Source organism: Blastococcus sp. SYSU D00813 (genome assembly GCF_054050735.1).
The window spans coordinates 86,629-99,205 of the sequence record NZ_JBJGZX010000011.1 but is presented as its reverse complement, the minus strand read 5'-3'; the positions used below and the strand labels follow the sequence as shown (position 1 = coordinate 99,205).

General features: G+C 75.1%; 13 protein-coding genes. 6 read left to right on the top strand and 7 right to left on the bottom strand.

The features are described 5' to 3' along the window. Positions 1-2: 2 nt before the first annotated feature. Positions 3-842, bottom strand: coding sequence for a hypothetical protein (locus tag ACI8AX_RS10325; protein WP_456549716.1), 840 nt, complete (start codon positions 840-842; stop codon positions 3-5). Between the two features lie 338 nt (positions 843-1,180). Here ACI8AX_RS10325 and ACI8AX_RS10320 point away from each other — a divergent pair, with 338 nt between their 5' ends. Then, a complete protein-coding gene (locus ACI8AX_RS10320) occupies positions 1,181-2,041 on the top strand; it encodes a siderophore-interacting protein (RefSeq protein ID WP_456549715.1) in 861 nt (286 codons plus the stop codon). Positions 2,042-2,072: 31 nt separating this feature from the next. On the opposite strand, the gene ACI8AX_RS10315 is transcribed toward ACI8AX_RS10320, so the two are convergent. The 4 genes from ACI8AX_RS10315 to ACI8AX_RS10300 form a co-directional block, all read right to left on the bottom strand. Further along, positions 2,073-2,861 carry an enoyl-CoA hydratase/isomerase family protein gene (locus ACI8AX_RS10315; protein WP_456549714.1) on the bottom strand — a complete coding sequence of 263 codons (789 nt, stop codon included), beginning with the start codon at positions 2,859-2,861 and terminating at the stop codon, positions 2,073-2,075. 84 nt (positions 2,862-2,945) lie between these two features. Continuing rightward, entirely contained in the window at positions 2,946-3,866 is a 921-nt protein-coding gene (gene ypfJ, locus ACI8AX_RS10310) for a KPN_02809 family neutral zinc metallopeptidase (RefSeq protein ID WP_456549713.1), read from the bottom strand. A gap of 76 nt (positions 3,867-3,942) precedes the next feature. Then, positions 3,943-4,791 carry a formate/nitrite transporter family protein gene (locus ACI8AX_RS10305; RefSeq protein ID WP_456549712.1) on the bottom strand — a complete coding sequence of 283 codons (849 nt, stop codon included), beginning with the start codon at positions 4,789-4,791 and terminating at the stop codon, positions 3,943-3,945. Between the two features lie 68 nt (positions 4,792-4,859). After that, positions 4,860-6,464 carry a helicase HerA-like domain-containing protein gene (locus ACI8AX_RS10300; RefSeq protein ID WP_456549711.1) on the bottom strand — a complete coding sequence of 535 codons (1,605 nt, stop codon included), beginning with the start codon at positions 6,462-6,464 and terminating at the stop codon, positions 4,860-4,862. A gap of 84 nt (positions 6,465-6,548) precedes the next feature. On the opposite strand from ACI8AX_RS10300, the gene ACI8AX_RS10295 reads away from it, so the two are divergent. From ACI8AX_RS10295 to ACI8AX_RS10275, 5 genes are all read left to right on the top strand, one after another. Continuing rightward, a complete protein-coding gene (locus ACI8AX_RS10295) occupies positions 6,549-6,941 on the top strand; it encodes a hypothetical protein (RefSeq protein WP_456549710.1) in 393 nt (130 codons plus the stop codon). A 7-nt stretch (positions 6,942-6,948) separates the two neighbouring features. Next, the gene (locus tag ACI8AX_RS10290) at positions 6,949-8,205 is read left to right on the top strand and encodes a glutathionylspermidine synthase family protein (RefSeq protein WP_456549709.1); all 1,257 of its coding nucleotides are present in this window, start codon (positions 6,949-6,951) and stop codon (positions 8,203-8,205) included. 18 nt (positions 8,206-8,223) lie between these two features. After that, the gene (locus ACI8AX_RS10285) at positions 8,224-8,685 is read left to right on the top strand and encodes a nitroreductase family deazaflavin-dependent oxidoreductase (RefSeq protein WP_456549708.1); all 462 of its coding nucleotides are present in this window, start codon (positions 8,224-8,226) and stop codon (positions 8,683-8,685) included. 71 nt (positions 8,686-8,756) lie between these two features. Further along, positions 8,757-9,722 carry an ABC transporter substrate-binding protein gene (locus ACI8AX_RS10280; RefSeq protein WP_456549707.1) on the top strand — a complete coding sequence of 322 codons (966 nt, stop codon included), beginning with the start codon at positions 8,757-8,759 and terminating at the stop codon, positions 9,720-9,722. A gap of 159 nt (positions 9,723-9,881) precedes the next feature. Then, entirely contained in the window at positions 9,882-10,367 is a 486-nt protein-coding gene (locus ACI8AX_RS10275) for a hypothetical protein (RefSeq protein WP_456549706.1), read from the top strand. 126 nt (positions 10,368-10,493) lie between these two features. On the opposite strand, the gene ACI8AX_RS10270 is transcribed toward ACI8AX_RS10275, so the two are convergent. Together ACI8AX_RS10270 and ACI8AX_RS10265 are read right to left on the bottom strand one after the other, a co-directional pair. Then, the gene (locus ACI8AX_RS10270) at positions 10,494-11,465 is read right to left on the bottom strand and encodes an aldo/keto reductase (protein WP_456549705.1); all 972 of its coding nucleotides are present in this window, start codon (positions 11,463-11,465) and stop codon (positions 10,494-10,496) included. A 37-nt stretch (positions 11,466-11,502) separates the two neighbouring features. Further along, positions 11,503-12,570: a winged helix DNA-binding domain-containing protein gene (locus ACI8AX_RS10265; protein ID WP_456549704.1), complete on the bottom strand. Its 1,068-nt coding sequence runs from the start codon at positions 12,568-12,570 to the stop codon at positions 11,503-11,505. Between the last annotated feature and the right edge of the window lie 7 nt (positions 12,571-12,577).

The window sequence follows — 12,577 nt, the reverse complement described above, 5'->3', positions numbered from 1 at the left end:
GCTCAGACCACCCCGCCCGGACGACGGGCCGGGTCGTCCCAGCCCGCCGGGGTGCTCGGCGGGACGGCGCTGCCGGCCGGCGGCACCGTGCCGTACGGCGGCGGCGGGACGGGTGCGCCGCCGGTCGTGCCGTAGGTCTCGGTCCCGTAGGTCTGCGTGCCGTAGCCCGTGGTGGCCTCGGAGTAGGTGCCGGTCGTCTCGTAGCCGGAGTAGGCCGGCGCCGGGTCGACGTAGTTCGACGGGGTGCGGTAGGTGCCGCTGCCGCCGGACGAGCCGGAGTCGGTGTGCGCGGCCTTGACACCGCTGGTCAGCCGGCCGGCGACGACCCCGGCGAGGGCCGCGCCGAGCAGGAAGGTGCCCGGCTTGCGGCGGGCGAAGCGACGGACCTCGTCGAGCAGGTCGGCCGGCTCGCGGTTCTGCAGGGCGTCGGCGAACTGCTGGAGGCTGCTCGCGCCCTGCTTGACCAGGTCGGCGGCCGGTCCGGGGGCCGGGGCGTTGCCCTCGGCCATCCCGCGCAGCGCGTCGGCGAGGCCGGCCAGGCCCTGTCCGGCCTTCTGCTGCTGGGAGACGACCTGCTGGCGCAGCTGGTCACGGCCCTGCGCGAGCACGTCCTGGGCCTGCGCCTTGGTCTCCTGCACGACCTCCTTGGCCTGGTCGGCGGCGGTCGAGGCGACCTGGCTGGCGCCCTGCGCGGCGGTCTGGCCGACGTTGCGGGCCTCGTCCTTGGCGACGTCCGTCGTGGACGGGGAGCCGGTGGTCGAGGTGCCGGCGGTGGGGCTGGTGGCGCCCGTCCCCGTCGTGGGCGGCGGGGGCGGGAACGGGGTGTCGATGGAGTGGGTCATCGGTCCTCCTCGGCGATGGTGGTCAGTGGTTCAGCGCTGCTCGACCGCTCGGCGACCCTCGGTCGGAGCACGCGGCCGGCCGCGTCCGTGCGGACCCGGGTCAGGCTCCAGCCGGTCGCGTCCAACGCGACCTGGGAGCGGCGGTGGGAGGCCGGTCGGCGACCCCGCGGTGGGCGCCGACCCGGTTACTCCCACCGTGTCTGAGTGGGGCCACCGGCCTGCGGATCAGCCGATACCCGCCGCTCTACAGCCGAAACGGCGGGGACCGCAGTCGTGATCTCGGTGCTGACACCGGGCGGAGTAAGGTCAGCCTCACCTACGTCGACTGGAGCGCCGTCATGGCCGACCCCACCCCGCGCCGCCGGCGCGTCGCCCGCCAGGCCACCGTGGTCCGCACCGAGCGGGTCACCCCGCACCTGGTGCGGGTCGTCCTCGGCGGGGAGGGGCTGGCCGGGTTCGCGCCCGTCCACACCGACTCCTACGTGAAGCTCGTGCTGCCCCCGCGCGGGGCGCCGTACGCGGCGCCGTTCGACCCGGACGCCGTCCAGGCCGAGCAGCCGCGCGAGTTCTGGCCGGCCACCCGCACCTACACCGTGCGCCGCTGGGACGAGGTCGCCGGCGAGCTCACCCTCGACGTCGTCACGCACGGGGACGAGGGGCTGGCCGGGCCCTGGGCCTCGGCCGCCGTCCCCGGCGACGCCGTCGTGCTGTTCGGGCCGGGCGGGGCCTACACCCCCGACGCCGACGCGGACTGGCACCTGCTGGTCGGCGACGAGACCACGCTGCCGGCCATCGCCGCCTCGCTCGAGCGGCTGCCCGCCGGTGCCCGCGCGTTCGCCTTCGTCGAGGTCGCCGACGCCACCGAGGAGCAGGAGCTCGAGCTGCCCGCGGGGGCGGAGCTGACCTGGGTGCACCGCGGGGACGGCGTCGCCGGCACCGCGCTGGTCGCGGCGGTGCTGAGCGCGCCGCTGCCCGACGGCACCCCGCAGGCGTTCGTGCACGGCGAGGCCGGCGCGGTCCGCGAGCTGCGCCGGTGGCTGCGCGGCACGCTCGCCGTCCCGCGCGAGCTGCTGTCGGTCTCGGGCTACTGGCGGATCGGGCGCACCGAGGACCGCTGGCAGGCCGAGAAGCCGGAGTGGAACGCCGCGGTGGAGGCCGAGGAGCAGGAGGAGGAGCCCGTCCTCCCCGCCCTCCGCTAGCTCAGGGCGGGCCCCTGGACGGGGCCGGGCCTCAGCCGCGCCAGGGGAACGCGGGCGCGCGGCGCTCGCCGAAGGCGGCCACGCCCTCGGCCAGCTCGCCGGCCGCGATGGTCTCGCGGTACCAGCGGGCGGCCTCGGGGCGGCCGTCGCCGCCGGCGAGCAGCGCGGCCACCACCTCCTTGGTCGACCGCTGGGTCAGCGCGGAGCGGGCCGCCAGCACGCCGGTGAAGCGGCGCACCTCCGGCTCCAGCTCGTCGGCCGGCAGCAGCCGGTCGACCAGGCCGGCGCGCAGGGCGGTCGGCGCGTCGACGAGCTCCCCGCTGAACAGCAGGTAGCGGGTCAGCCCGGGGCCGACGAGGTCCAGCAGCGTCCTGGTCGACTCCGGCGTGTAGACGATGCCGACCTTGGCGGGGGTCACCCCGAAGGTGGCCGTCTCGTCGGCGAAGCGCAGGTCGCAGCAGGTGGCCAGCTCCACCCCGCCGCCGATGCAGTGCCCGCGCACCAGGGCGACCGTGGGCTTGGGGAATTCCCGCAGCGCGGCCTGCGCGGCGAGGTTGTCCCGGCGCAGTGCGGCCATCGGGTCGTCGGTGTCCGGCCCGCCGAGCAGGTCGGAGATGTCGGCGCCGGCGCAGAAGCTGCTGCCCGCGCCGGTGACGACCAGGACCCGGACGGCGGGGTCGGCGGCGGGCCCGGCGAGCACCTCTGGCAGGTCCCGCCACATGCCCGCGGTGAGGGCGTTGCGCTTGGCCGGGCGGTCGATGGTGAGGACCGCGACGCCGGGGCCGAGGCCGTCGGGGGTGAGGGTGAGGTGCTCCGCCATGCGGCCATCCTCACGCCGCCCCGTCGGCCCCCTCGCAGGGGCCCGCGACGAGCGCGCGAGGCGCGGGGGGCGAGGGGTCCTCCCTCAGCCGAGGTCGTCGGTGGCGAAGGTGTCGCACTGGCCGGGGTCGCCGGTCTCGTAGCCGGTCGTGAACCAGCGCTGCCGCTGCTCCGAGGAGCCGTGGGTGAAGGCGTCCTGGTCGACGTTGCCGCCGCCGAGCTCGCGCTGGATGAAGTCGTCGCCGATCCGGCCGGCGGCGTCCAGCGCGGCGTCGATGTCGTCCTGCGTGATCTCGGCGATCAGCGGCTCGCCGGACTCGTCGGGCACGGTCTCGGCGTGGTTGGCCCAGGTCCCGGCGAAGCAGTCGGCCTGCAGCTCCAGCCGCACCGTGCCGCTCTCCGGCCCGGTCTCGCCCGGCGTCACCTGCTGGTTGATGCCCAGCAGGTTCTGCACGTGGTGGCCGTACTCGTGGGCGATGACGTAGGCGTTGACGAACAGCCCGCCCTGGGCGCCGAACTGCTCCTGCAGCGTCTGGAAGAACGACAGGTCGATGTACACGAGGCGGTCGGCCGGGCAGTAGAACGGGCCGGAGCCGCTCGTCGCCCCGCCGCAGCTGGTCTGGACCTGGCCGGAGAAGAACACGGTGTCGGTCGACTCGTACCGGTCGCCGAGGACCCCGGACCAGTAGTCCTGGATCGACTCGATGTCGGCGACGACGGCGCAGTCGACCGACTCGTTGGCGTCGGCGCCGCTCTGGCACTGCTGCTCGAGCTGGCTGTTGTCGGCGGTCTGCCCCTCGCCGAGGGAGCCGAGCTGACCGAGGGCGGCCGCGGCGCCACCGCCGCCGTCCCCACCACCACCGCCCAGGACCTGGAACAGGACCAGGACCAGGACGCCGACCAGGCCCAGCCCGCCGCCGCCCACGGCCAGGCCGCGCCCGCCGCCCGCCCCCCGGCGGTCCTGCACGCCGGACGTGTCCAGGCGGCCGCTCTCGCGGTACCTCATCGGTGGCCGTCCTCCCCGGTCCCGGGCACCGCACCCGGTGCCGCCCGGCCCCGGCACTGCCCCGGGCGGGCAGAGGTCATGCGCGCTCGGGCGCCTCCCCGCCGTGCGCGGGAGCGCGGACGGGCTGGTCGCGCAGGAACAGGTACCAGTAGGACGTCGCCACGAAGACGACCGCGCCGACGAGGTTCCCGGCGCCGGCCAGCAGCCAGTTCACCAGCGTGTCGTCCCAGCCGACGCCCTCGACGCCGGCGAAGACCGCGGCCGGCAGGAAGAACATGTTGGCCACGACGTGGTCGAACCCCATCGCGACGAACGCCATGATCGGGAAGAAGATCGCCAGGATCTTGCCCGCGATGCTCGGCGTCGCCAGCGACATCCACACCGCCAGGCAGACCAGCCAGTTGCAGCCCACGCCGCGCAGGAAGATCTCCCAGGCCGTGTGGCCGGAGGTCTTGCCCTCCGCGATCTGGGCGAGCCGCTCGAAGGTCAGACCGGCCGAGCCGGAGCTGTCGGCGTCGCCGATGACGCCGGTGGAGACGGCGAGGAAGTAGGCGACGAACAGCGCGCCGAGCAGGTTGCCCAGCAGCACCAGGCTCAGGTTGCGCCCGACGTCCCCGAGCGTGATCCGGCCCTGCATGGCGCCCAGCGGCACCAGCATCATGTTGCCGGTCGCGAGGTCCGAGCCGGCGACGAGCACGAGGACCAGGCCGAGGGTGAACGCCGCGCCGGTCCACAGGGTCGGCAGCGTCCCCCAGGTGTCGGGGTCCAGCCCGGAGGAGACGGTGATGGCCACCATGGCGCCGAAGGAGATGTAGGCGCCGGCCAGGAAGGCGCTGACGAGGACGCGGTCCCAGGTCCGGTGGACCTTCTTCGCCCCGGTCTCCGCCGCGGCCTCGGCGATCTCGGACGGCTGCTTGTCGGTCATCGGGGCCTCCGGAGCGCCAGATGCGGGACGACAGCGGACGCTATCGCCGGACGCCGTCGGCCGCGCGCTCAACGACGGCGGCGCCGGGTGCCGAACAGGCCGCGGGTGATCTCCCGGCCGAGGGCCGACCCGACCGATCGGGCGAACGACCCGAGCGCCTCGCCGACCAGGTCGTCGCCGGAGTCCCGGCGACGCCGGGACGGCGCCGGCGGCTGCTCCATCTCCGGCCACGGGCTGGGCAGCGGGGGCAGCGGCTCAGGGGCAGGGGCAGGGACAGGGACAGGAGCAGGGGCCGGCGGGGGAGGTGGTGCCAGGCGGGCGGCCAGCAGCTCCCGCGCCGACTCGCGGTCGACGGGTGCGCCGTAGCGGGGGAGCAGCGGGGAGGCCGCCACCGCGGCGGCGAGCCCGGCCGGGTCCACCGTCCCCATGTGCGAGCGCGGCGCCCGCAGCACCGTCCAGGCCAGCGGGGTGGGCGCCCCGCGCTCGGACAGCACGGTGACGGCGGCCTCGCCGGTGCCCAGCGAGGTGAGCAGGGTGGCGACGTCGTAGTCCTCGCTGCGCGGGAACGTCCGCACCGTCTTGGCCAGCGCGTCGGCGTCCTCGGGGGTGAACGTGCGCAGCGCGTGCTGGACCCGGTTGCCCAGCTGGGCGAGCACCGCCCGCGGGACGTCGGTGGGGTTCTGGGTCACGAAGAAGACACCGACGCCCTTGGAGCGGATGAGCCGCACGGTCTGGGTGACCGCCTCGAGGAAGGCCTTGCTCGCGCCGGTGAACAGCAGGTGCGCCTCGTCGAGGAAGAACACCAGGCGGGGCCGGTCGAGGTCGCCGACCTCCGGGAGCTCCTCGAACAGCTCGGCGAGCAGCCACATGAGAAAGGTCGAGAAGAGCGCCGGCCGGTCCTGGATCGCCGGCAGCTCGACCGCGCTGATCACGCCGCGGCCGTCGGCGGCGGTGCGGAGGAGGTCGGCGGGCTCGAAGGCCGGCTCGCCGAAGAAGACGTCGCCGCCGAGGTCCTCGAGGGCGACCAGCTGGCGCAGGATGACCCCCGCGGTGGCCTTCGAGAGCCCGCCGAGCCCCTCCAGGTCCGCCTTGCCCGCCTTGCTGGTCAGCCAGGTCAGGACGGCGCGCAGGTCGGCGAGGTCGAGCAGCGGCAGGCCGACCGCGTCGGCGTGGTGGAAGACCAGCCCCAGGGAGCTCTCCTGGGTCGCGTTGAGGTCGAGCACCTTGCTGAGCAGCACCGGGCCGAAGTCGGTCACCGTCGCGCGCACCGGCACCCCGGTGCCCAGGCCGCCCAGCGCCAGGTACTCGACGGGGAAGCCGGTCGGGGTCCAGGTGTCCCCGGTCGCGGCGGCGCGCTCGCGCACCCGGTCGCCGTCGGCGCCGGGCCGGGCCAGCCCGGCGAGGTCCCCCTTGAGGTCGGCCACCACGACGGGGACGCCGGCCGCCGACAGCTGCTCGGCCACCAGCTGCAAGGTCTTCGTCTTGCCCGTGCCGGTCGCGCCGGCGATCAGCCCGTGCCGGTTCAGCATCGCCAGCGGCAGCCGCACGCCCGCGCCGGGGTGCGGGCGCCCCTCCAGCACGACGGCGCCCAGCTCCACCGCCGGTCCGCCGGTCGCGTAGCCGGCGGCGATGCGCCCGGCGGCGTCCTGGGCCGGGTCGGTCGGCTCGGTCACCGGGCGACGGTAACGGCATGCCCGGTCCCCTCGCAGGCTCGCGCGGCTACTGTCGGGGCCCAGTCCGACGAGCCGGGAGGTCCCGTGGCGGTCTCCAACCGCGTCAAGAGCGCCCTGACGACGACGGTGCTCGCGACCGCGGCCACCGGCTTCCTCGCCGGCTGCGCGACCGACGACGACGAGGGCGACGAGCAGGTCGCCTACTGCACGAACGAGGACGGCGAGATCGTCGACGACGACCTCTGCGACGACGACCGCGTGGGCGGTGGCGGCGGGCTGTTCTTCCTCTACGTCGGCGCCTTCGGCCGCGGCCTCCCGGTCGGCACGGTGCTGCCCAGCGGCGGCCAGCGCATCGACCCGCGCGACACCACCGCCCGGCGCAACGCCGGCCTGCCCGCGTCGGGCAAGGTCACCGGCGGCACCCGCGTCAGCGGCGGGATCGGGTCCGGCAGCGGTGGCGGGAGCTCCGGCGGGTGAGCCCTCCGTGAGGCGCATCGAGGCCGGCGTGGTCCGGCCCGGCTGGGAGGCCGAGATCGAGGCGCAGGGGCTGGTCTACAACCGCACCCACCTGCCCGGCGGCGAGGCGCGCAGCTACTGGCGCGAGGGCCCGTTCTACGACTTCACCATGGCGGAGGTCGAGCGGCTGGAGGGCTGGGTCGCGCAGCTGTTCGAGATGTGCGTGGCCGCCGGCGACCACGTCGTCGAGCGCGACCTGTTCGGCCGGATGGGCATCCCCCCGATCGCCCGGCCGGAGATCCGCCGCACCTGGGAGGCCGAGCCGCCCAGCGTGTACGGCCGCTTCGACCTGCGCTACGACGGCACCGGCCCGCCGAAGCTGCTCGAGTTCAACGCCGACACCCCGACCGGCCTGGTCGAGTCCGCGGTCACCCAGTGGAACTGGCACCTGTTCACCGGCCAGGGCAGCGACCAGTGGAACGCGCTGCACGACAAGCTGGTGGCCGCGTGGCAGCGCAACCTGCTGCGGTGGGAGCGCCGCACCGGCGTGCGGCCGCGGGTCCACCTGGCCTGGACCAGCGAGGAGACCTCCGGCGAGGACCGGATGACCGTCGCCTACCTGATGGACACCGTCGTCCAGGCCGGCTACGAGGCGATCGAGCTGGTGGTCGAGGACATCGTGCTCGACGACGGCGACGGCCGGTTCTACGACCAGCAGGGCCGCCACCTGGACGTCGTCTTCAAGCTCTACCCCTGGGAGTGGCTGGTCGAGGACGAGTTCGGGCCCGCCGTGCTCGCCGACGCCGCCCGCCCGGGCGGCACCACCTGGGTCGAGCCGGCCTACAAGATGCTGTGGAGCACCAAGGCGCTGCTGCCGGTGCTGTGGCAGATGTTCGGCAGCGACCCGGTGCTGTCCCAGCTGCTGCTGCCGGCCTACTTCGCCGACGAGATGCCGGCGTCCTGGCGGACCTACGTGCGCAAGCCGCTGTGGGGCCGCGAGGGCGCCAACGTCGCGATCGTGCGCGACGGGCAGGTCGCCATGGAACTGCCCGGGCGCTACGGCACGGAGGGGTTCGTGGTGCAGGAGTTCGCCGCACTGCCGGACTTCGCGGGCGTGGACGGCCCGCACCACCCGGTGCTCGGCGCGTGGGTGGTCGACGGCGAGCCGGCCGGCCTCGGGATCCGGGAGAGCGACGGGCTCGTGACCGACAACCTGAGCTTCTTCGTGCCGCACGCCATCGACCACCACGCCGCCTGGCCGCCCCACCGAGCCGAGGGCGCCTGACCGGCCTAGGTTCGGGCCATGCCGTTGGAGGGTGAGTACGAGCCGAGCCCCGAGGCCTGGGTGCGCGAGCAGGTCGAGCGCTACGAGGCGACCGGGGGCCGGGAGGCCAACACGCTGCTGGACACGGGCCTGCCGGTCTGCATCTTCAGCACGCGCGGGGCCACGAGCGGGAAGGTCCGCAAGCAGGCGCTGATGCGCGTCGAGCACGAGGGCGCCTACGCGATGGTCGGCTCCAAGGGCGGCGCGCCGGAGGACCCGGCGTGGGTGGCCAACCTGCGCGCGCACCCCGACCAGGTGACGGTGCAGGACGGGCCCGAGCCGTGGGACGGCGTCGCCCGCGAGGTCTTCGGCGAGGAGAAGGCCCAGTGGTGGGAGCGGGCGGTCGCCGCCTACCCGCCCTACGCCGAGTACCAGCAGAAGACCGACCGGGTCATCCCGGTGTTCGTCGTCGAGCGCGCGGAGCCGGCCAACCCCGCGTGATCAGCTGAGGAAAGGCTGTCCTAAGTTCGCTTCCCGGTACCGCGACGGCGCGGCGCCGGGAGGAGGACGACGTGCAGGGCAGGACGCGAGGACGGCGGGCGGCGGCGCTCGGCGTGGTGGTGGGCACGGCGCTGGCACTGGCCGGCTGCGGCGGGGACGCCGGGGCGGAGGAGGGCGGCGGCGCGCCGGCCGACGTCCGCGAGGTCGAGCACGCGATGGGCACCGCGGAGATCGAGGGGACGCCCGAGCGGGTCGTCGTCCTGGACACCGGTGAGCTGGACGCCGTCCTCGCCCTCGGGGTAACCCCCGTCGGCGCGGTGCGGACCGACGTCAGCGCGGAGCTGCCGGGCTTCGTCGAGGCGGCCGGCGTCGACGCGGCCGACATCGGTGACGCCGGCACCATCGCCGAGCCCGACCTGGAGGCGATCGCGGCGCTCGAGCCGGACCTCATCCTGTCCAACGTCGTCCGCCACGAGGCGCTGTACGAGCAGCTGAGCGGGATCGCCCCCACGGTCATGGCCGAGTACATCGGCACCACGTGGAAGGAGAACCTGCTCCTGGCCGGCGAGGCGCTCGGCCGCCCGGACGAGGCCCAGCGGCTGCTGGACGGGTACGAGGAGCGGGCCGCCGCGGTGGGGGAGGCGTTCGGCGACCCGGCGGCGCTCGAGGTGAGCGTCGCGCGGTTCGTCGACGCCACCACGGTGCGGCTCTACAGCCCGAACTCCTTCGTCGGCACGGTGCTGGCCGACGTCGGCTTCGCCCGCCCCGCTGTGCAGCAGGTCGACGAGACGTTCGCCGAGGTCGGGCACGAGCAGGTCGACCAGGCCGACGGCGACCTGCTCTTCTGGTCCGGCTACGGCGACGACGGGGCGGGCGCGGCCGGGCAGGTGTCGGCCGGTCCGCTGTGGCAGTCGCTGCAGGCCGTGCAGGCCGGCCGCGCCTACGCCGTCGACGACGACCGCTGGTTCCTGGGCCTGGGCCCGCTGGGCGCCGGCCTCGTCCTCGACGACCTCGAGGAGCTCGCGGGCCGGCTGTGACCCCCCCCCCGCGAGATCTGCACACTCGTCACCACCGGCCGCTGGTGCCGGCGAGTGTGCAGATCTCGCCGAGCCGGGGCGCCGGGGGCACTGGTGCCGCGGGCCGGGGTCGGCCACACTCCGGCGCCGTCCCACCCCCGATCCACCCGAGGTGTCCCCGTGCCCAGCATCGCCGAGACCTGCGCCCGCATCGCCGCCGAGCTCAACCCGCCCGGGCAGCCGTTCCGCTACACCTGCGAGGGGAACCGGGTCGTCGGCACCTGGGACATCGCCGACGTCAGCTACTCCAACCTGGTGGCCGGCGGCACGATCGACAAGGACTACGCGATCACCGTGACCCTCGACGAGGCGTCGGGCACCTACGACTTCGTCGAGCGCAAGGCCGAGAGCGAGACCTCGGGCGGCCTGCGCTCCGACGGCTCCATCGGCTTCTCCGGCCAGAAGGACCTCTTCAAGGGCAAGAGCGTCGGCAAGCAGTGGGGCGGCGGCATCGCGCTGCGGGCGAACTCGCACGGCCAGGAGGGCTCCACCTGGAGCTACTCGTTCGAGACCTCGCGGATCAAGCAGCCGCTGTTCGACCTGCTCGCCTCGGCCGGCTGGGAGCCGGAGAAGAAGGGCTTCTTCGCCCGCCTCTTCTCCCGCTGACCCCGCACGGCGCCGCCTGCCCGGCCGTGATCATGGGGGCGTTGCCGCCGACACGCGCGGACACGCCGACGGGGGCGGCAACGACGCCATGATCACGGCGGAGGGGGTCGCGGGCGGGGCCGGTGCTCAGAAGCCGACGACCTCGTGCGGGCGGTACGGCTCCTCCAGGCGCGCGATCTCCTCGTCGGTGAGCCGCAGGTCGACCGCGGCCACCGCGTCGTCCAGGTGGACGTCCTTCGTCACACCGACGATCGGCGCCGAGACCACCGGCTTGCTGAGCACCCACGCGAGTGCCACCTGCGCCCGGGAGACGCCGCGGGCGGCGGCCACCTCGGCGACCCGCTCGACGATCGCGCGGTCGGAGGCCTCGTCGTAGAGCCGCTTGCCGAACTCGTCGGTCTCCGACCGGGCGGTGGCCTCGTCCCAGTCACGGGTGAGCCGGCCGCGGGCCAGCGGGCTCCACGGGATGACGCCGACGCCCTGGTCGGCGCAGAGCGGGTGCATCTCCCGCTCCTCCTCGCGGTTGAGCAGGTTGTAGTGGTCCTGCATGGACACGAAGCGGTGCCAGCCGTGCTCCCCGGCGGTGTGGAGGGCCTTGGAGAACTGCCAGGCCCACATCGAGGAGGCGCCCAAGTAGCGCACCTTGCCCGAGCGGACGGCGGAGTCCAGCGCCTCCAGCGTCTCCTCGATCGGCGTGTGCGGGTCCCAGCGGTGGATCTGGTACAGGTCGACGTAGTCGGTGCCCAGCCGCCGCAGCGACGCCTCGAGCTCGGCCAGGACCGCCTTGCGGGAGAGCCCCGCGCCGTTGGGGCCCGGCCGCATCCGGCCGTGCACCTTGGTCGCGAGGACGACGTCCTCCCGGTCGGCGAAGTCGCGGATCGCGCGGCCGGTGATCTCCTCGCTGGAGCCGGCCGAGTAGACGTTCGCGGTGTCGAGGAAGGTGACGCCCGAGGCCAGCGCCTTCTCGATCAGCCGGCGGCTGTCCTCCTCCGGCAGGCTCCACGGGTGCGTGCCGCGCTGCGGGTCGCCGAAGCTCATCATGCCCAGGCAGATCCGCGAGACCTGCAGGCCGGTGCTGCCCAGTCGGGTGTACTCCATGGCGTCCACCCAACTCCGGCGTGCGGCCGGCTGCACGTCAGGGCAGGGCGGCGGCGGCCTCGGGGATGGCGGCGGCCACGGCCTCCGGGAACTCGGTGAACGGCTCGGGCGTCAGGACCCGCTTCGCGCCGCGGCCCGTCCACCGCCAGGTGCCCAGCGCCCGGCCGCCGTGCAGCACCGTCGGCCGGAACACGCCGTTCGCGCCCGGGACGATCCGGTCGGCGAACTCCGCCGGCACCACGCAGGTGCGGTCGGCGTAGCCCAGCACCATCTCGTCGAAGCCGGGCAGCAGAAGGACGGCGTCCTCGACCTCGGCGCGGCAGGCGGCCAGCCGGTCGGGCAGGTCCGGCGCCATGAGCAGCTCCCGGCCCTCGACCTCGACCGCGGCCAGCCCGGACCGGACGGCGGCGATGCCGGTGCGGACGTCGCGCAGCGTCAGCCCGGCCCAGCGCGCCAGGTCGGCGTCGGACGCCGGCCCGTGGCCGGTCAGGTAGCGGCGGGCCAGCTCGGCCAGGGCCTCCTCGCCGGTCAGCCGGCGGGGCGCCGGCACCCACTCGTCGAGGAGCACGAAGGCCTGCTCGCCGCCGTCGGTCGGGCCCATGCAGGTCGTGCCGGTCTGCGCCGCGTACCAGAGCAGGTGGTAGCCCCGCTGGCCGCTCACGTCGACGGCCTCGCCGATCGCCTCCAGCAGCGCGGCGCGGCCCAGCCGCCGGCCGCCGGAGAGCGCCGCGGCCGCCTGCTCGCGGGCCCGCTCGGCGTCGGACTCGGTGAGTCCGAGGGTGGCCCGCCGCTTGGCGGCGCCGGCCAGCACGCGGGGGCCGCACAGCTCGAGCAGCCAGTGCAGGTCCTCGGCCGGCACCAGGTGGAGGGTGCTGCGCATCGGCCACGAGCGGACGACCGCACCCGTGTCGAGCGCGGCGCGCACCCCGTCGAGCGACCGGTCCCGGGTCCGCAGCGCCACCGAGGTCAGCGCTCCCGGCAGGTCCTGGCCCTGGACGCACAGCAGCTCCCGCACGGCCGCGGCCGCGTCGGCCGCCGGCGGGCCGGCCAGCCGCTGCGCGACCAGGCGGAGCAGGGCCAGCTCGCGCGCGGTCGTCGTCGTCATGGCCGCA